We start from the raw sequence: 19,304 nt of genomic DNA, 5'->3' as shown, positions 1-19,304 counted from the left end.
GCTCAGACCGGCAGCCACGTTTCCATAAGATCCACCAGCCAGGGCACCACCAGGGCCGTGGCAAATGCAGACAGAGCCATGGCCAGCCCCGAGAACGCGCCCATCTGATTGTTCACCTGAAACGCCCGGGCCGTGCCTATACCGTGAGCGGCCACGCCCATGGCGATACCCCGGGCCGCGTCATCCCGCACCCGGACCCACTCGAACAGCTTGGTGCCCAGCACGGCGCCAATAATGCCGGTGGTCACCACCAGTACTGCCGTCAGCGATGGCAGGCCGCCAATCTTTTCCGAAATCCCCATCGCCACCGGCGCTGTGGCGGATTTCGGTGCCAGCGACATCTGTATTTCCAGCGAGCCTCCGAACAGCCGGGCCAGCCCGATTGAGCTGGTAGCCGCGATCACCACACCCGCCACCAGAGAAATGGCCACCGGCAGCCAGAGCTGCCGCAACCGCGACAGCTGCTGATAGAGCGGAACCGCCAGGGCCACCGTCGCAGGTCCCAGCAGAAAGTGCACAAACTGCCCGCCTTCGAAATAGTCACTATACGGAGTACCCGTCGCCAACAGCAGGCCGATCAGCAACAGCACGGAAGTGACCACCGGATTGGCCAGAGGGTGACCATTGCTGCGCTGATATAACCGGAAAGCCAGCCCGTAGGCCACCAGCGTAATGGTGAGCCCCATCAGCGGCGACGCCGACAGGTAGACCCAGATATCCTTCAGCCCGGGCTCAGTCATGATCGGCCTCCTGCGTCTCCCGGGCGTTCCCCGTCAGCCAGCGGGTGGTCACCTGCATGACTATCGCCGTAGCCACCATGGTGACGATGGTGCTCAGAAACAGGGTCAGAGTAATGGGTAGCCACTCGGCGGCAATCCGGTCGAAATGCGCCATCATGCCAACACCGGCGGGCACGAACAGCAGCGACAGGTGACTGAGCAGAGTCGATGAGGCATGATCCACAGCCGCGGGCGTCCCGCCCCGAATCGCCAGGGTTGCGAACAGCATGACCATGCCCAGCACCGGACCGGGAATCGGCAGGGCAAACAGGCGCACGGTGATCTCACCCACTAACTGATACACCAGAAGCAGGGTGATTCCATTGAGGAACTGCATGTCGGTTATCCCCACAAAAACTCAGGATCCAGCCGGGAATACCAGAGGCCCCGGCCACCAGACCCCACACTATACTGCGAAGTTCCAGCCGGAGAACAGAATGGAGAAAAGGGTCAGGCGATCTGGAGCAAGCGCATCAACTGGGGGCGATGCTGACTCTGGATAACATCCGCCAGTGTGTACTGATCAAGTACATCCAGAAACGCCTTGAGGGCTTCACCAAACATGGACTTCAGACCACAGACCGGAGTTATGCGGCATCCATTCTTGCCGGAAAAGCATTCAACAATACTCAGGTCCTGTTCGGTTTCCCGGATCAGGATGCCGATGTTGATGTCTGCCGGTTTCATATTCAGGCGCATGCCACCCTTTTTGCCACGGATGGTTTCGATGTAGCCCTTTTTATTGAGCTGATGGACCACCTTCATCAGGTGATTCTTGGAAATGTCGTAGCTATCTGCGATTTCCTGGATGGTCGCAAGACGATCACCCTCTGCCGCCAGGTAGATCAGGACCCTGAGTGAATAATCGGTGTAACGGGTGATGTGCATTCAGTGCTCCAGATAACAGATAACTTCAGTAGCTCGGTCGACTGAGCATATAGCCAGCAACCGCAAGCAGGAACAGACCGGAAATGGTCAGAACCAGCCCTGAGGCTCCCAGCATCAGTAGCATCCCCCAGCTTATCGACATCATCGCCCAGGCCAGGATCTTGGCCTTCAGGGGAATGGCTCTCCTTTGCCGCCACTGTTCAATGGCAGGGCCAAACTGTGGGTGCTGTTCCAGCCATCGGGCAAAAGCCGGCGATCCCTTGCTGGCGAACCAGGCCGCCAGGATCACGAATGGCGTGGTTGGCACCAGGGGTAATACAACCCCCGCCAGCGCAAGTCCCAGTGAAAGATACGCAAGAAGTCGAAAACCGGTTCTACCGACACTCATACGCATGGCACGAGCCTCACAAACGTTCATGTCTGCAATCATTCTACCCTGATTTACCGGCACGGGACATGCGCCCTTATATCTCATATACAAAATATATCTTAGTAGAAAAACCACGCCCCTGCCGCCTCCAGAGGTCCCGGAAAAGCGACCGTGGTTTAACTGCGCCTGCCGTGCTACCGTAATCCTTAATCCATTGTTTCGGTATAGGAACCATGTCCGGAAACCGTCTGACAGACCGCTTCGGCAGAACCGTCAGCTACGTCCGACTGTCGGTCACAGACCGCTGCGATTTTCGCTGCGTCTACTGCATGTCCGAAGACATGACCTTCCTGCCCAAGGCCCAGATTCTGACCCTGGAGGAAATTGCCCGGGTCGCCCGCAACTTCGTGTCACTGGGCGCAGAAAAGATCCGCCTCACCGGCGGCGAGCCCCTGGTACGCAACAACGTGCTCGAACTCGTGGAAGAAATTGGCGGTTACGGGCTTCGGGATTTTGCGCTCACCACCAACGGCAACCGCCTGGCCAGCATGGCGCAGCCACTGCGTGAAGCGGGCTTGCATCGGGTCAACATCAGTCTGGACTCGCTGGATCCATCGCGGTTCCGGGAACTGTCCCGGACCGGTCGGCTCGAGAACGTACTCGACGGCATCGACGCAGCCCGCGAAGCCGGGTTTGACGGCATCAAACTCAACGTCGTGGTGATCAAGGGGCGCAACGATGACGAAGTACCCGAGCTGATCGAGTTTGCCCGGCGCAAGCGCATCGACATCAGTTTTATCGAAGAGATGCCTCTGGGCGAAATCTCCGAGCACGACCGGGGCCTGGGCCTGTGCACCAGCGATGAGGTGCGGGACATCATCAGCAAGCACCACGAACTGATCCCGACCACGGACGATTCCGGAGGCCCGGCCCGCTATTACCGCATGCCGGACAGCCCGGTTCGGGTCGGCTTTATCTCCCCCCATTCCCATAACTTCTGCGCCAGTTGCAACCGGGTCCGTGTCACCGCAGAAGGCCGCCTACTGCTGTGCCTCGGCAATGAACATTCGATGGACCTGCGGCGCGTATTGCGGGCACATCCCGATAATGACGATCCAGTGCGTCAGGCCATTATCGGCGCCATGGATCTCAAACCTGAACGCCACCACTTCTCCGCAGACGGGGATGTGCAGATACTCCGCTTCATGAATATGACCGGAGGGTGATGGAGCAACCATCCCATAAACCGGACAACAATAATGAACAACGACAAAACCGATGTTGTCATCATAGGCGCCGGCCTCGCCGGCATCACCACGGCTCTTGAACTGCTCGACAGCGGGTTTGCCATCACTCTGGTAGATGGTTCGAGTGGTCAGGCCCTTGGCGGCCAGGCCAATGAAGCCTTTGGCGGTATGCTACTGATCAACACCCCGGAACAGTCACGCAACCGCATACAGGATTCCCCGGAACTGCTGCTGGAAGATTGGCTGACAGCCGCCCGATTCGGCGACGGTGATCGCTGGGGTCGGGCCTGGGCGAGCCTCTATGCCGAGAAAAACCGGAGCATGATCTATGACTGGCTGCACGATCGCGGCATCCGGTTTGTCCCTTCCGTCCAGTGGGTGGAACGGGGCCTCTACGGCGACGGTAACCGCCGCCCCCGTTACCACATTGCCTGGGGCTGCGGCCGTGGCGTGGTCCAGACCCTGATCAGACAGCTGGAACAGCACCCCAGCCGCGACCGGTTGACCATACTGCGCAACCACCGGGTACAGACACTGACCCAGGACGCAGGGGGTGTCACGGGTTGCCGGGGCCAGACCGAAGACGGCAAGCCCTTCGAAATAACCGCAGACAACACCGTGGTCTGCACCGGGGGCATCAACGGCAACCTGGAAAAAGTCCGGGAGCACTGGGATGCCTGTTACGGCCCCGCCCCGGAAAACCTGCTTGCCGGTTCAAGCCCCGATGCTGACGGCGCACTTCATGATCAGGTCGATGCCATCGGCGGCCAGGTGGTTAACCTGCACTGGATGTGGAATTACGCCGCCGGAGTCCGTCATCCACAGCCACAATTCGAACATCATGGCCTGAGCCTGATTCCTCCCCGGTCGGCCCTGTGGATGGACTGCTACGGACGGCGCATCGGCCCCATGCCCTTGGTGACCGGATTCGACACCCACGATCTCTGCAAACAGATCGGACACCTGCCGAACCAGTATTCCTGGCAGGTAATGAACCGGCGTATTGCCGTGCGCGAACTGGCGGTGTCCGGCACTGACAGCAACCCCGATTTCCGGGATGGCAAGCTGTTGAAGGTCGTATGGCATGCCCTGCGCGGCGGCAACCCGGCCCTGATGGACTGGCTGATCGCCGAATGCCCGGACGTGGTCGTTGCCGACACCCCGGAACAGCTGGCACAGGCGATGGCCGGCGTCGACGGCACGGTGCCGGTCGACACAGCAGGCATGATCGCCGACCTTCAGGCCTGGGATGACCAGCTTGCATGCAGCTCCCGCCTGGCCAATGACGACCAGATCCGCCGCCTGCAACACCTGCACCAGTGGGGTCCGGACAAACTGCGCACCTGTAACCTGCAACCCATCCTTGATCCCAAAGCCGGGCCTCTGATCGCGATCCGCGAGCAACTGATCAGCCGCAAGAGCATGGGCGGCATACGCACAGATCTGGAATCCCGGGTACTGGATGCCTCGGACCAGCCCATTCCCGGTCTCTATGCCGCGGGTGAAGCGGCCGGATTCGGTGGTGGCGGTATTTCCGGTATAAGATCACTGGAAGGCACTTTCCTCTCCAACTGCATTCTGAACGGTCGTCGGGCCGCCCAAAGCATCAGCGGCCGGCTCTGAATCAACAAACACAACAAGGAACGGTCATGAAAAAATCCGGCGCGGCACTGGTACGATTCGCTCTCGAACAACTGGGCATTCGCAGGACTTTCGGCATCCCCGGGGTCCACACCACCGAAATCTATGACGAACTCGACCGCTCGGAAAGCATTACCCCCACCCTCGTTGCCCACGAGTGCGGCGGCGCCTTCATGGCCGATGCGGTCAGCCGGACCGGCGCCGAAATCGGCACCCTGCTGATCGTGCCAGCGGCCGGGGTCACCCACGCCGCCAGCGGTATTGGCGAGGCGGGTATCGACGGCATCCCAATGCTGATCATCTCCGGTGGCATTCACTCCCGGACCGAACACCGCTACCAGTTGCACGAGATGGACCAGCACACCCTGCTCAAACCCATCACCAAGGGCACCTGGCGGGTGGAGAGTCACCGGGACATCATTCCCACCCTTTACAAGGCCTACGAAACCGCCAACAGTGGCGAACCCGGCCCGGTCTTCGTCGAGATCCCGTACAACATCAGCAATTTCTTGGGTGACGTGGATGATCTGCCCCAGTGGCAACCACCGCAAAGTGAGGCACAGCCGGATCAGTCACTGATCGAAGCCGCGGCAAAGGCGCTCGCCGGGGCGAAGAAGCCGGGCATCTTTGCCGGCTGGGGCGCGGTTGATGCCCAGCCGGCGCTCATTGAACTGGCCGAACACCTGGACGCGCCGGTGGCAACGACCCTCCAGGGCCTCAGTGCCTTTCCCGGCAACCACCCACTGCACACCGGTATGGGCATGGGGGATTACGCCGTCCCCGCTGCCACCAATGCGTTCAGGCATGTGGATTGCCTGCTGGCCATCGGCACCCGCTTCTCCGAGATCCCCACCGGCAGCTACGGCATCACGCCCCCGGACAACCTGATCCACATCGACATCAACCCCGAGGTATTCAGTGCCAACTACCCGGCCAGCCACACCCTGGAAGGCGATGCCCGAACTCTGGTGCCGGCACTGCTTGAGGCTGTCAAAACCCTGAAACCGGAGGCAGCCGAAACGGGCATCCGCGACCAGATTGCCACCGACAAGGCCGAGTACCGCAAGGAATGGCAGGATCACGACAGCGGCGACCGGGTCAACGCGGAACGGTTTTTCACCGAACTGCGCCAGCAACTGGCCGACGATGCCATTGTGGTGGCGGACGACGGCAACCACACCTTCCTGGTGGCCGAGCTGATGCCCATCCTGGGCGCCCGCAATTACATGTCCCCGAGCGATTTCAATGCCATGGGGTACTGCATCCCCGGAGTTATCGGCGCCGGCCTGGCCAACCCGGACCGGCAGGTGGTGGGCATCGTCGGCGATGGCGCCCTGCTGATGACCGGCATGGAGCTGGTCACCGCCGTGCGCCAGCAACTGGGTGTGGTGGTGTTCGTGTTCAATGACGGCGAACTGTCCCAGATCGCCCAGGCCCAGCAGATTCCCTACAACCAGAAGACCTGCACGGTGCTGGGCGAGGTGGACTACGAGGCCTTTGCCCGGGCCTTCGGGGTGGAATACGTCGCCATGAACGGCAACGAAGAGGTCACCGATGCCATCAGGGCGGCCCTGGCCAAATCGGCGGAAGGGCGGCCCGTTCTGGTGAACGTGCGCATCGACTACAGCAAACCCACCCGTTTCACCCGGGGCGTGGTAAAAACCAACCTCGGGCGCATGGCGACCCGGGACAAGGTCCGCATTGTTGGCCGGGCGCTCTGGCGGAAGGTGCGCCCCTGACGGGGCGCGACGCACTCACTCGTGCGTCATATCCTCCATGGGCTCCATGCTGCCCATGGACATGCCCTGATTAAGATGGGCCATGGTCACCTCGGCGAAGGCCAGGACCTCGCCACCGAAGTCTCCGGCGAAGGCCTGTGCATCATCCTGGTTAGCAAATGACGCCAGGGTGGGGCCCATGGCCCCGGCCATTTCCGATCCGACCACATACCAGGCTTGCCGGGCATCCACCAGATGGCGATCATCCGGCGTATGCCAGTCAGAGCGGGCCATGTCATGCACGTAGACGGTATGGTCCCGGTTTTTGTTCTCCGGTTGCAGCAGCCAGGCAAACAGATCCCGGGTGGAACAGAACTTGTGCACGCCGCCGCCATTCTCGGGAAACGCTTCGCCCTTGGGGCCCGGGAATCGGGTGATCGCCATGCCGCAGACATGGCACTCGTCTGCGGACTCAAAATGAACCGGGTCCGGGCGCTCGGCAGTTTCTGATGACTCCTGCGAACAACCTGCCAATAAGAGAGCGGCCAGCACGAGCCCGGAACACCGCATGAAAAAACTCGCCATGGTCATAGTCCCCTCAGATTCGACGATTACGGAAAAGCATCAGGGCGCCGGCCAATGGCAGCCCGCACCACAGAAGCAGAGCCAGCCAGAGGCCAGCCGGCCCGACCGGCAGGTCTGAGCCCAGACTCAGCACACCACTCAGGGAGTCGCTACCACCAAACGCCACAATATTCAGTAACCGGTAGATATCGGTGGGATTAAGCAACAGCAGCCAGGGCAGAAGCTCCGGGTTCAGTGTTCCCTCGCTGGCCACCAGTCCTCCCAGCAACATCAAATCGAAAATCAGCACAAAGAAAAACCAGATCGCCAGGGCCAGGCCTGCGGCTACCGGCTTCTCGCTGACACGGACACTGACCAGATAGGCCAGAGCGATAAAGCCCCACCCCAGCAGAATCGTGGACCCCATGAACCGGGCCATGGCCGTCGCCAGGCCGGCAATGGCCACGTCATCCACCAGCAGTGCGATGGCAATACCCGCCACGCCAAACCCCATCACCGTTGCCAGAGCCAGAGTCAGGCCGTGGCCCAGGAACTTGCCCAGCAGCAACTGGGTGCGACTGAGCGGATAGGTCATCAGAAGCAGAAGCGTGCCGCCCTCCTCTTCCCCCACAATGGCGTCGTAAGCCAGCAGCAGGGCGATCAGCGGAATCAGGAAAATACCCAGGCTGGCCAGACTGGCGATGGTCGCCGGCGTGGAGGCATAACCAACCTGCCCGGAGGCCGCCGCACCAAACCAGGCAATGCCCAGCGCCAGGGTCGCGAACACCAGGGCAATAGACACCAGCCACCGGTTGCGCAGGCTGTCACTCAATTCCTTCCGGGCGATGGTCCATACAGCGTTCATTGGCCTCCTCCCCGGTGGGCAAGACCGCCGGCACCGATAAAGTGTACGTAGATGTCCTCCAGGCTTGGCTGGTGGATGGCAAGATCCGCAACCGCGCCGGAAGGCAGCAATGCCTGCAGGAACGCCATTTTATTCTGCGGGGCAATATCCACGCTGAGCTGATCACCCTCCCAGCGTAACGCCGCGCCCAGACCATCGGCGGCCGTGTCGACAGCGTCCGCCAGCGAATCAATGGCAGCCACAGGAGAGAGCCCCAGAGTCACTGGCATATTCGCCTGCTGGCGCAATGACGGCAGGTCACCCACCGCTTTCAGGCTGCCATCGGTCAGGATGGCTGCCCGATCAATATAGGGTTCCACCCCGGGCAACACGTGGGAACAAAGCACAATGCCGGAGCCTTCGTCTTTCAGTTGCTGTAGCAGTCGATACAGGTCGGCGGTGGCAACCGGGTCCAGTCCGACGGTAGGCTCATCCAGCATCAGCAGCCGGGGTTTGCCCAACAGGGCCTGGGCCAAACCCAGGCGCTGGCGCATCCCCTTGGAGTATGTGCGGGTGCGGGCATCCATGGCATCCGCCAGGCCCACCTGCGCCAACAGGTCCGGCACCTGCCCGGGCGAAGCCCCTTTCAGCCGGGCGAAGTGGCTGAGAATTTCCCGCCCGGTCAACTGGGGGTAAAACATAACGTTCTCGGGCAGGTAACCGATATGCTGGCTCACCCTGGGATCGCCCGCTTCGCCCCCCAGTACAGACACACGGCCAGCGCCGGGTTTGATCAGCCCCAGAATCAGCTTGATGGTCGTGGTCTTTCCGGCCCCGTTATGGCCGAACAGACCCAGGATTTCTCCCGGCTTCAACTGCAGGCTGATGTCCCGCAACACATCTTCCCGGTCATAACGATGGCTGACCGTCTCCAGCTCAAAACAGTTCATCGGATCTCCGATTGCAGAGGTTCAGGTATGCGCATCAACGGGTGCGGATCGCTCACCCCGGCCGACTTGACCACCGGAAAGGTCTCCTGCACCCAGCGCAGGGTGTCCACCGCCGGGCTGAACATCAGGACCTTGGCTTCCGGGTATTTCCAGAGCAGCCGGTCCACGTTGTCGTTGGGCTCATAGGGCACATCGCCAATGCCATCCTGGTCCCGGTCCCAACCCAGATAGTCACTCCAGTAGTTGCCGGTTTGCTCATCGGCCCAGGTCTGGGTCCGGGTGGCAACGTATTTCACCTGCCGCTGGTTATCCACGAAAGCGTTACCGAATACCGCGTTGTCCTCGGAACCGGCAGTCAGGTGAATACCGATATCGCTGTGAGCGAAGAGGTTGCCTTCAAAGGTGTTGTACAGGGAGTTGTAGATAAACACCGCCTTGCCCTCGGCACCGTCGATGGAGACTCCGGCAGACTGGCCCTGGGATACCCCGGTCACCACATTACCCCGCAGTTCCGACTGGGTGATGAAATTCATCAGGATGCCGTAGTTCTCGTCACTCTCGGACCGGTTGTTAATCACCTTCAGCCGCTTGCTCTGCATCAGCGCATAACCGGTCCGGGTTCCCCGGGTGATGTTGTTCTCCAGGAGGTTATCCATGGAATACATGTAGTGGATGCCGTAGCGCAGATCGGTCATCACATTGCCCCGCAGGGTATTGTGGTTGGCCGTCTCTATATAAATGGCATCACGGGTCTGGCTGATGTCGTTACCTTCAATCAGCGCCCCGGTGGTATTGAACAGGTGAATGCCGTTGCCCCGATCCTGGGAACGCAGACTGGTGTCACCCCGGATATGGTTGTTGCGCACCGTGACATCCGGCGTTGCGTCCAGCCAGACCCCGAACGCCGGCCCCTGCAACCGATTGTTCTCAATCATCACCCCCTGCGCCTCCCGGGCCACAAAGATCCCCGCATCCAGTTCGTTCAGGTCGTTGCCCCAGTTACGCACGGTGCAGCCGGACAAAGTCACTTTCTCGGCAACAACATGCACCGCATTACCCTGCCCACCAGCGTCAATCACGGTGTCGGGATGACAAGACACCGTTACCCCGGGCACCCGAATGGCCAGCGAAGGCACCTGCCCGGCGGGAAGCTCAAAAGCGGCGCCTGGTTCCAGGGTATCCAATTGTTCCTGTAAGTCCGCATGCGCGGTTAGCGATAAAAGAGCGACGGTCAGGGCCACTCCATAACGCAAAGGTGAATACATCGATGTCTCTCAGAAACTAAAGTTATCTTCGGTCAATACCGAAGCTGGGCAAGCCAAGAGGAGGACCCTTTCCAAAACTGTGCGGAGCCAGGGAAGGCGGAGCTCAAGCGTCACATGGATGTGCCGCAAGGAGCGTGTTTTGGAAAGGGTCCTCCTCTTGGTTTGCTACTGCCAATTCAAGGACATACCGGAGCCCCAAAACAGGAGCTCCGGTACACAGGCAGCCTATCAGGCCTTCTCAACCAGCATGCGACCACGCATCTCCATGTGCAGCGCATGGCAGAACCAGTTGCAGTAGTACCAGTGAACTCCCGGCTTATCAGCCACAAAGGTCACAGAGGATGTCTGCTGCGGACTGATTTCCATGCTCACACCGTGGTTGACCATGCAGAAACCGTGAGTCACATCCTCAATGGTATCCAGGTTGGTCACATAGACCGTCACCTCATCCCCCTGCTTCACCTTGAACTCGGTCAGGTTGTACTGGGGCGCAACGGAAGTGATGTAGACCCGCACCTTGTTGCCGTCACGGACAACCTTGTTGTCGGCCGTCAGGTTAACGCCATCCTTCTGTGCCTGCTCACGGGCAGAGGCAAAGAACGGATCCTCGCGGTCCCAGACTTTCCTGGTCTGGGTAATCTGATCACGGCGCAGCAGGATGCAGTCGTGAGGCTCGGCAAAGGTCGGGCCATCGTGAACCAGCTTCATTTCCTCCCCGGAAATATCGATCAGCTGATCGTTTTCCGGATGCAGGGGACCAGCTGGCAGGAAGCGGTCCTTGGAGAACTTGGACAGCACCACCAGCCACTTGCCATCGGCATCCCGTGACTCGGTCAAAGAAGCGTGGTTGTGGCCCGGCTGGTAATGAACATCCAGTTTCTGGCGGATGTAGTTCACCTTCTCGCCGTTGTAATGACGAATGGCATCCTCGATGTTCCACTTGCACACCTGGCTGTCGATAAACAGCGTGGTGTAGGCATTACCACGGCCATCGTAGGTGGTGTGCAGCGGCCCCAGACCCAGTTCAGGCTCAGCGACAACGACATCACGCTCGTTCTCCAGCTTGCCGGCAAACAGATCGTCCAGTTTGTCGATCTGGATGATGGTGCAGGTCGGCGACAGTTTGCCGTTGGCAATAAAGTACTTGCCATCCGGAGACGTATTCAGACCATGCGGGTTCTTGGGAACCGGGATGTAACGGGTCAGTTCGGAGCCATGGCGACCATCAACCACGGGCACCTCGGAATCACCCAGGGTCTTGTAGTTGCCGTTCTTGACCGCCTGCTCGATGCGTTCGATATTGAACACCACCGCCCAGTCGCGATCGTTACGCATGGTGCCCGCCAGATCCAGCGCCTTCTCGGAGTTGTAGCAGGTTGAACAGGCGTATTTGCCGGTGTAGTCGGCGTCGGTGTTATCCAGGTTGCCATCGACGATCACCTGGAAGGCCACTTCCATGGTCTCGGCATCGAGGGCGTTGAACATGGTAAAGCTGCTTTCCAGACTGGTGTCACTGCCGTCGTTCGGATGCGGAATGACATACTCTGCGTTACAGAAGACATACTTGGTCTTCGGTACTTTCTGCAGCCGCAGCCCGTGGATTGCCTGCACGTTGGGAATAGTGGTGATCTTGTCGCACTTCATGATATCAAGGCGGATACGCGCCACGCGGGTATTGGCCTTGTCATTGATAAACAGGTATTTGCCGTCGTAACGGCCGTCGGTCATGGAAATGTGCGGGTGGTGACAGTCACCGTTCAGGTGGGTGTTGTCATGGCCCAGAACATCCTTGCTCTCGTTGGTCAGACCCCAACCGGTGGCCGAGTCCACGTTGAACACGGGAATCCGCATGATCTCACGCATGGAGGGAATGCCCAGCACCCTCACTTCACCGGAGTGGCCGCCACTCCAGAAACCGTAATACTCATCCAGTTCGCCCGGGTGAATCACATAGTTATTGCGCGCTTCCTCTGCCGCAGCGGCAAACGCGTCCCTGGACATGACCGCCGTACCGAGGCCGGAGGCACCCGCCACACCCGCCAGGGCAGCGGCACCCATGAACCGGCGGCGGCTCAGGCCGCCTTCAGCCGGTTCCGGCACGTCATTGGTCAGTTCATCTCGTTTTTTCATAGCCTCTATCTCCGTTTCTGGTTATGACGGTTTTCATTTTTTCGGGTACTGCTGCTTACTCCACCTGGGCCACGGGAATCTGCTCCGGGTGCCCGGGGGCGTTGTGACCACGGCGCCGGCCCCGACGTTTAACGATCAGCGGCGGGCACTTGTGGTCATCGAAATAGGTCATCTGGCAATCCAGGCAGTAGTGGCACTCCATGTAATTGATGTGGCCATCGGGATGAATGGCCTGCACCTCGCATTCCTTGTCACACAGACGACAGGGGTTACCGCACTCCTTGCGCCGTTTGAGCCAGTCGAACACGCGCAGTTTGGTCGGCAGCGCCAGGGCGGCCCCCAGGGGGCAGAGATAGCGGCAATAGACCTTGCGGGTGAACAGGTTGACGACGAGCAGCGCCACGGCGTAGACCACAAAGGGCCAGCTGCGGGCAAAATGCAGGGTGATTGCGGTTTTGAACGGCTCCACTTCCGCCAGTTGCTCCGCGGTGCCCATGGCTTCCAGGGACACCCCGAACAGAACCAGCAGGATGATGTACTTGATGGCCCAGAGCCGCTCATGCCAGACGAACGGCACCGTGTACTGGGGAATCTTCAGTTTGCGGGCGATCTCATTGAGCAGTTCCTGCAGGGCACCGAAGGGGCACAGCCAGCCACAGTAGACCGCCCGCCCCCAGAGCAGGACGATGCCGGCCACCACGGCCCAGAGCACGAACATGATCGGATCAATCAGGAAAGTTGCCCACTTGAAGCCGCTGATCAGGCTGTTGACGAAGGTCAGCACATTGACGATGGACAACTGCCCCAGGGCATACCAGCCGATAAAGACCAGGGTATAAACCAGAAAGCCATGCCGTATCCAGCGCATCATCCGGGGCTTTTTCACCAGCCAGTCCTGGAAGAACAGGATGAACAGCAGAACCCCGATCCCCAGGCCCAGCACCGTGATCTGGAACTGTTTCTGATACCAGACCTGCACCCACATGGGCTGTGACTCCAGCCACTCCTCTTCGGTCAGCACCGGCTCGGGTCGAGTGAAATACTGGTCAGGCAACTGGTACTCCAGAGGAAAGACCTGGAACTCGCTGTCCAGTGGACCGGTCTGGCGTTTGACGGTCAGCTCCAGAGTCCAGGGCGTACCCGGATCAAAGTTGTACTGCTGGCGAACGATAAAGATCGCCATTTCATTGAAGTCCGGCATACCCTCGGCATACACATCGCTCAGGCGATAGTAGTCCAGGTCCCGGAAGTTGAAGGTGTCACCGAACTGGCGGATCTGAATGCGATCGAAAATGCCGCCACGGACATAGCCGGAGCCCTTGAAGGAATAATCTCCGTTGGCCATGACGGCAATGGCGTGCTCGCCGGGCTTCAGCTCGCGGGTCAGTCGCTGGTATTGGTTTTCACCCAGCAGGTTGCGCCCGATGCTGGGAACATCCAGATAGGCGGCATAGAGGTCGATCAGGGTATCGTCGCGCTCTTCCGGTGAAGCACGATCGACGTCTTCGGCGGGAGTCCCCTTAAAAGCATCATCCACCTGGCCCCGTGTCAGGCGCAGCCGGCGTATCGCGCCGTTGCCGGTCAGCTCCTGCCAGCTACGTGGCTGGAAGCCGTCTTTCTGTACCTGTGCAATAGGCGGCCGATTGGAAGCGCCGCCTTCCACCACACCGATTTCCACACCCACCCGGTGGGCGGTGCGCATCAGCACCTCATTGACCACCATGACAGTCACCGTGGCGCCGGACACACCATCCACAGCAATCTTGCGCTCATTGGACGTACCACCCACCGTGACTTTCTGGTCAGCCTTCAGGCCAACGTACTGATCGGTGAATTCGTGCAGCTTGCGCTCGGGAATACCTACGAGAAGGATGGGCTCATGGTGCTCGATAACCCGGGCCGCCCGGATTTCGCCTTCGGGGTCCAGAACCACCACCGCGTTGATCGGCTTACCGGAGTAGGCCGGCGTCTGGACAAAGTCCAGGCTCTGGTAGACATAGCCCTTGAGTTGCTCACCGGCATACAGGGCCTGGATGGCCCGGTTCCCATCCAGAGGCTCAAGACGGCTGGCTTCCGGGAAGGCGTTTTCAATCACCTGACGGCCAGCTACCGGCTGGTATTCGGAAACAGGCGCAGCCTGCACTGCCCCGCCGGCGAGGCCAGCCAACAGAACACAGAGCAGTACAATCCTTGAAACCAGCGTCACACGACCTCCCCGGCCCGATGTTTCATACCTTCCAAGCCTATGCGGATTAATTTCAAATCAAATACCTCTTTTTAAATACTCACCCGGAGCAATGCAGTGCCCGAGCTCCTCAGTCGCCGGAGTCGCTGAGGATGAGCCGACACACGTCATCAACCGCGCGTTCGTCGTAGCTCTGGCCGTAATGCTTGCGGAAGCCAACTTCATACAGGCGCACATGCCGCTCCGGCACCACGCCGATGTTTGCCAGGCAGGCCCGGGCACAGTGCAGAGGACAACCATCGATCACGGTGATAGCCCGCCCTGACCGGGCCGTTTTGACCAGGGCCGGCACCTGGCCTCCGACACCGGAAATGCAGGACATCTCAAAGGCACCGGAATGATCCAGACGCACGGCGGCGTTATTGGCCAGTTGTGCCACATCGGAACAACCCGAGCAGGCATAGATCAGCGGGCGCTGCTTGCGGGGTTTTATGGCGTCTCCATCAGACATGGCGTTACTGCCCCATCTGCATCAGGGCATTGGAGTCCGGAATGAACAGACGGCTGCGGTTCACCCTGAGCAGGTTGTTGGACTTGAGCTCCGCCAGAATCCGGGAGAATGTCTCAGGCTGCATGGCCAGGCGGGAAGCCACCAGGCATTTGGGCAGTGGCAGTTCGACCTCGCCGCCCTGGTTGGCGTCTTCCGGCAGAAGATCAATCAGGTAGCGCACCAGCCTGTCCCGGGCGCTCTGTACCGTCATGATTTCCAGTTCGTGGAAACGGTCCACAGCGCGCTTGGCGTAATGCCCCAGCGCAGCCCGGGCGTATTCCGGATGCCGGTCCAGCAGTTCGCGGTAAGCCCGGATCGGCACCATCATCACTTCCGATGCCTTCAGTGCCTCGGCATAGCAGGCATAACGGGGCGGGTCCGCGTAAATCATGACCTCGGCGAAGCAGTCACCGGGCGCGATACTGTCGAGTGTGCGGTCCACGCCGGACGAATCCAGGCGATACAGACGTAACCGCCCGGACACCACAAAAAAGAAATGATGGGCCAGCATGTCCTGGCGATACAGTAACTGGTGATGCCCCAACCGAAGACGCCGGGATTGCTGGATCAGGCGCTCCATATCCGCCGACCTCAAGCTACGGAACATGGCGTGCGCACGCATCGCCCGGAGACCGTCGTCCTCTTCCAGACTGCTGTTTACAGCCACAAGGACAGGCTTGGAGTACTGCGTGTTGGCGGCTTGAGTGACGGCCATGGGAATACCCCCTGCATAATCATTCATCAAGAATATTTGTTTATAATGCTAGACCCAGCCCCCGGAAAAATCGCTCCCCCGATGGGGGTAGAATCCGGATAACCGGCAGGGAATTGATTCAGCTCAATCCATTGGGAGGAGAGGTCGCCGGGGCCGGGTCTGCCCGCAACTGCCAGGCGAACATCCAGAGCGTGCCCGACAGCAATCCGAACAGAACCATGAACACGGCCGTACGGATGCCCAGCCACTGGTTGATTGCACCAAAGACCATGGGCAACACAAACGCCACGCTACAGGCGGCTACCAGCAAAAATCCGGCGAACAGGGAAGCCTCAATGCGGTGAGCGAGAATGACCCGATGCTGGAGGCTGCCCATGGCACAGCCCATGGCGAGTCCCAGCAGGACCACAATGGCAGTTTCCAGGGGCAGGGGCATGGCAAAGTCAATGACAATGACGGACCGGATACCCTGAATCGCCATGGTCATGGGAGGGTAAGACAGAACGAACAGCGCCATCAGACAAGTTACCAGCGCTCTCATGGCAACCCGGGCGCTGCCATAGCGATCAGAAAGCCCGCCCCCAACCACCTGCGCCAGAGCCCCTGGAATCACGAACCATTGAGCAAGGCCCGCCCCTTCATTCAGGTGCAGACCGAACTGTGCTGACAGAAAATCAGGCAACCAGAGCGCGAGCGCAAAGAAGCTGCCGGCGACCACACCGAAATAGAGGCAATAACGGAAAGTCGGCCCATGACTCAGGCGTTGCGCGAAATCCACCATGGATACCCGCTGGGCAGAATCTGCCGCCAGAGCCGGCTCCCGATCCGTCAGCATCATCAGAAGAGCAATCAGCAATAGCAATACAATCAGGTAGGCTACCGGCACGCCCTGCCAGGAAAACGCCTCGTGGAACAGCGGCACCAGATAATAGTTCAGGCCAGCGCCGGTTACCCCTGCCCCGAAAAGCCCAAGCACCAGCCCAAGGCGGCGAACCGGACAATGGCGTATGACAAACTGCAGACCGGCACTGTAGAAACCACCGGCCAGGCCAAGCCCGCCGGCAACCAGCAGATAGCCGATAAACGTATCCACCAGCAACAGCAACGCCATGCAGGCCGCCAGCCCTGCCAGACACCAGAGCATCACCTGACGGGCACCCCGGTTACGGGCTGCCAGCCCGGCTGGAATCGCCAGGGCGGCACTGACGGCCATCGGCGCAGACAGCAGAGCGCCGAACTGGAGACTGTTCAGGGCCAACCCCTGCCTCAGTTCAACGCCGGCCACGGCAAACAACGTCCAGCAACCGGCCGCCACCACAAAGCCGGTCACCGCCAGTGGTAAAACCACCGCCAGCGACGTCCCGTCCTCCTCCTGCCAAGGCTCCTGCATACCACCCTCTCCCGGAATTCCGAAATTTATTCTTCCTCCGGGACAGACAGCCGGTCAAAGACTATGATGGGTTATCAACCATCGGGGTAATTGACTATCATAGAAGAGGTATCAGGTTTCCTGGTTTTCGACCATAATTCCCCGCAAAGCACGACATCAGCACAGAACCACTGCCCAGGCTCCCCATGACTGCAAGAAATCCCCTGGTAAACCGAATCGGCATTGTCATTGGCGCGATTGTGCTGACCGCCATTGTCAGCATGGCCACGACCCTGGCGGTTTCCAGCAGCATTGAAGGTAACGCAACCGCCATCAACGTTGCCGGTTCACTGCGCATGGGCGCGTTCCAGCTGGTGTCCCGTTCAGGCGTACCACCGGGGCCGGGAGCCCAGAGCCAGCAGAGGCAACTGGCAGACTACGAAGCGCGCCTGCACGCGCCGGTCATCACCCATTCGATCCCCAAAACCGACGACCATCCGCTGGCTGTTCAGTACCGCACAGTGAATGAAACCTGGAATACCCTGCTCAAGCCCGCGCTCACCCGTCATTCGGTGGGCCAGCCCATTTCCCGGGAACTGATGTCTGCCGTGGAAACCTACACCGGTCAGGTGGACCGCCTGGTCACCATGCTCGAAGAACGCACCGAGGCCCGCATCGACCTCCTGCACCTGATCCAGATTATCAGCATGGTGTTCTCGATCCTGATCGTGGTGGCCCTGTTCCTTGACCTGAAAAACCGGATTATCCGTCCGCTGCTGAAACTGGTTGCCATTGCCAATGCGGTGGGCGAGCAGGATTTTTCCCGAAAGGCCCGGCTGGAAGGCTCGGACGAGCTGGCACGACTGGGGACCGCTTTTGACCAGATGACCGACGAGCTGGCCCAGACCTACCATGAACTGGAAAGCCGGGCCCGCCAGAAAACCGAAGAACTGGAAATCAGCCATGCCGCACTGCAGGCGATGCATTCCGCCAGCCGTGGCCTGTTCGCCAACCATGATCTTTGCAGCGGCGCCATCCCCATGCTGCACCAACTGGAGCGGCTACTGGGCATCGGCCCGATTCGCCTCTACCTGCATGACAAGGAATCCTCAGAGCCGGTGGAGGCCATCACCACCGCCACCGCCAAGCGCCCGTTCTATTGCCGTGACCACCACTGCAACGCCTGCCTGGTCAGCCCCGAGCAGTTTGATCAGATGCCCCTGGCAAACAGTGATGGTCGTCGCCTGCTGTTACCCATCCGCACACCTGGCCAGTTGCTGGGCACACTGGAGGTCTGGTACCCGGCCCGGACCGGGCTGTCTGCCACTTCCCGGCGACTGCTGGAGACCCTGACCGACCAGTTGGCCACCGCCATTTTCCTGGAGCGTCAGATTACCGAAGAACAGCAACTGACCCTCAACGAGGAACGCACCGTCATCGCCCGGGAGCTTCACGATTCCCTGGCCCAGTCCCTGTCTTACCTGAAAATGCAGGTTGCCCGTCTGCGCCGGCTGAACATCGAAGGCGAACAGGAACAACTGCATGCCGACATCATGGACGAACTGAGCAATGGCCTGAACAGCGCCTATCGCCAGTTGCGGGAACTGCTGGCAACCTTCCGGCTCAAGCTCGACACGCCGGACCTGGTGACTGCCCTGGAACGGACCATCGAAGAATTTTCCGAACGACTGGGCAAACCGGTGGAGCTGGAATACAACCTGCCCCCCCAGACCCTGTCACCCAACGAAGAGGTGCACACCCTGCAGATTATCCGTGAAGGGCTGGCCAACGCCGTCAAACACGCCGACGCCAGTGATATCCGGGTACAGGTACTGTTTGAATCACCCGGGGTCTATGCCTGTGTCCTGGACAATGGCAAAGGGCTCCCGGACGAAGGTCAGCCAACCAACCACTATGGCATGGTGATCATGCAGGACCGGGCCCGAACCCTTGGCGGTGACGTGACCGTCCGCAACCGGGAGCAGGGAGGTGTGGAAGTCGTGCTGACCTTCATCCCCAAAAGCCGGAACCTGATAAAGACAGAAACAGCGCCGGTCTGATCGCCGGCCACAAGACAGATCAAGAGAGA

17 protein-coding genes are annotated in these 19,304 nt (G+C 60.0%); 4 read left to right on the top strand and 13 right to left on the bottom strand.

Annotation, left to right across the window (positions count from 1 at the left end; translation table 11 throughout):
- Positions 1 to 2 precede the first annotated feature (2 nt).
- The 4 genes from HNR38_RS02845 to HNR38_RS02830 form a co-directional block, all read right to left on the bottom strand.
- Positions 3 to 740, bottom strand: a complete 738-nt coding sequence (locus HNR38_RS02845) for an LrgB family protein (RefSeq protein ID WP_183699544.1) — start codon at positions 738 to 740, stop codon at positions 3 to 5.
- Positions 733 to 1,116: a CidA/LrgA family protein gene (locus HNR38_RS02840; protein ID WP_183699542.1), complete on the bottom strand. Its 384-nt coding sequence runs from the start codon at positions 1,114 to 1,116 to the stop codon at positions 733 to 735. Before HNR38_RS02840 ends, HNR38_RS02845 begins: the two co-directional genes overlap by 8 nt.
- Before the next feature lie 113 nt (positions 1,117 to 1,229).
- Positions 1,230 to 1,667: an RrF2 family transcriptional regulator gene (locus HNR38_RS02835; RefSeq protein ID WP_183699540.1), complete on the bottom strand. Its 438-nt coding sequence runs from the start codon at positions 1,665 to 1,667 to the stop codon at positions 1,230 to 1,232.
- A 25-nt stretch (positions 1,668 to 1,692) separates the two neighbouring features.
- Positions 1,693 to 2,085 (bottom strand): YbaN family protein, encoded by a 393-nt coding sequence (locus HNR38_RS02830; RefSeq protein WP_246362287.1) that lies wholly within the window; start codon positions 2,083 to 2,085, stop codon positions 1,693 to 1,695.
- A gap of 185 nt (positions 2,086 to 2,270) precedes the next feature.
- Here HNR38_RS02830 and moaA point away from each other — a divergent pair, with 185 nt between their 5' ends.
- Genes moaA through HNR38_RS02815 form a run of 3 tightly spaced genes read left to right on the top strand, consistent with a single transcriptional unit; the run spans position 2,271 to position 6,664 of the window.
- Positions 2,271 to 3,263, top strand: coding sequence for a GTP 3',8-cyclase MoaA (moaA, locus tag HNR38_RS02825; RefSeq protein ID WP_183699538.1), 993 nt, complete (start codon positions 2,271 to 2,273; stop codon positions 3,261 to 3,263).
- Between the two features lie 33 nt (positions 3,264 to 3,296).
- The gene (locus tag HNR38_RS02820; protein WP_183699536.1) at positions 3,297 to 4,907 is read left to right on the top strand and encodes an FAD-dependent oxidoreductase; all 1,611 of its coding nucleotides are present in this window, start codon (positions 3,297 to 3,299) and stop codon (positions 4,905 to 4,907) included.
- 26 nt (positions 4,908 to 4,933) lie between these two features.
- The gene (locus HNR38_RS02815; RefSeq protein WP_183699534.1) at positions 4,934 to 6,664 is read left to right on the top strand and encodes a thiamine pyrophosphate-binding protein; all 1,731 of its coding nucleotides are present in this window, start codon (positions 4,934 to 4,936) and stop codon (positions 6,662 to 6,664) included.
- A 15-nt stretch (positions 6,665 to 6,679) separates the two neighbouring features.
- On the opposite strand, the gene HNR38_RS02810 is transcribed toward HNR38_RS02815, so the two are convergent.
- The 9 genes from HNR38_RS02810 to HNR38_RS02770 all read right to left on the bottom strand — a co-directional run bounded on the left by HNR38_RS02810 (position 6,680) and on the right by HNR38_RS02770 (position 17,236).
- On the bottom strand, positions 6,680 to 7,228 hold the full coding sequence (locus HNR38_RS02810; protein WP_183699532.1) for a nitrous oxide reductase accessory protein NosL: 549 nt from the start codon (positions 7,226 to 7,228) through the stop codon (positions 6,680 to 6,682).
- A gap of 13 nt (positions 7,229 to 7,241) precedes the next feature.
- Positions 7,242 to 8,072 (bottom strand): ABC transporter permease, encoded by an 831-nt coding sequence (locus HNR38_RS02805; RefSeq protein WP_183699530.1) that lies wholly within the window; start codon positions 8,070 to 8,072, stop codon positions 7,242 to 7,244.
- A complete protein-coding gene (locus HNR38_RS02800; RefSeq protein WP_183699528.1) occupies positions 8,069 to 9,001 on the bottom strand; it encodes an ABC transporter ATP-binding protein in 933 nt (310 codons plus the stop codon). The genes HNR38_RS02805 and HNR38_RS02800 overlap by 4 nt, the downstream gene beginning before the upstream one ends.
- Positions 8,998 to 10,266 (bottom strand): nitrous oxide reductase family maturation protein NosD, encoded by a 1,269-nt coding sequence (locus HNR38_RS02795; RefSeq protein ID WP_183699526.1) that lies wholly within the window; start codon positions 10,264 to 10,266, stop codon positions 8,998 to 9,000. The genes HNR38_RS02800 and HNR38_RS02795 overlap by 4 nt, the downstream gene beginning before the upstream one ends.
- 228 nt (positions 10,267 to 10,494) lie before the next feature.
- The gene (nosZ, locus tag HNR38_RS02790) at positions 10,495 to 12,396 is read right to left on the bottom strand and encodes a TAT-dependent nitrous-oxide reductase (RefSeq protein ID WP_183699524.1); all 1,902 of its coding nucleotides are present in this window, start codon (positions 12,394 to 12,396) and stop codon (positions 10,495 to 10,497) included.
- A gap of 55 nt (positions 12,397 to 12,451) precedes the next feature.
- Positions 12,452 to 14,602 (bottom strand): transcriptional regulator NosR, encoded by a 2,151-nt coding sequence (nosR, locus tag HNR38_RS02785; protein WP_379919082.1) that lies wholly within the window; start codon positions 14,600 to 14,602, stop codon positions 12,452 to 12,454.
- A gap of 109 nt (positions 14,603 to 14,711) precedes the next feature.
- Positions 14,712 to 15,092 carry a putative zinc-binding protein gene (locus HNR38_RS02780; protein WP_221275626.1) on the bottom strand — a complete coding sequence of 127 codons (381 nt, stop codon included), beginning with the start codon at positions 15,090 to 15,092 and terminating at the stop codon, positions 14,712 to 14,714.
- Between the two features lie 4 nt (positions 15,093 to 15,096).
- A complete protein-coding gene (locus HNR38_RS02775; RefSeq protein ID WP_183699522.1) occupies positions 15,097 to 15,846 on the bottom strand; it encodes a Crp/Fnr family transcriptional regulator in 750 nt (249 codons plus the stop codon).
- Positions 15,847 to 15,964: 118 nt separating this feature from the next.
- Positions 15,965 to 17,236 carry an MFS transporter gene (locus HNR38_RS02770; RefSeq protein ID WP_183699520.1) on the bottom strand — a complete coding sequence of 424 codons (1,272 nt, stop codon included), beginning with the start codon at positions 17,234 to 17,236 and terminating at the stop codon, positions 15,965 to 15,967.
- A 185-nt stretch (positions 17,237 to 17,421) separates the two neighbouring features.
- Between HNR38_RS02770 and HNR38_RS02765 the strand changes: the two genes are divergently transcribed.
- Positions 17,422 to 19,275, top strand: coding sequence for a histidine kinase (locus tag HNR38_RS02765; protein WP_183699518.1), 1,854 nt, complete (start codon positions 17,422 to 17,424; stop codon positions 19,273 to 19,275).
- Positions 19,276 to 19,304: the final 29 nt, after the last annotated feature.

Source organism: Marinobacter oulmenensis, assembly GCF_014201735.1.
Classification (GTDB): domain Bacteria; phylum Pseudomonadota; class Gammaproteobacteria; order Pseudomonadales; family Oleiphilaceae; genus Marinobacter; species Marinobacter oulmenensis.
This window is presented reverse-complemented; position numbering and strand designations above follow the sequence as displayed.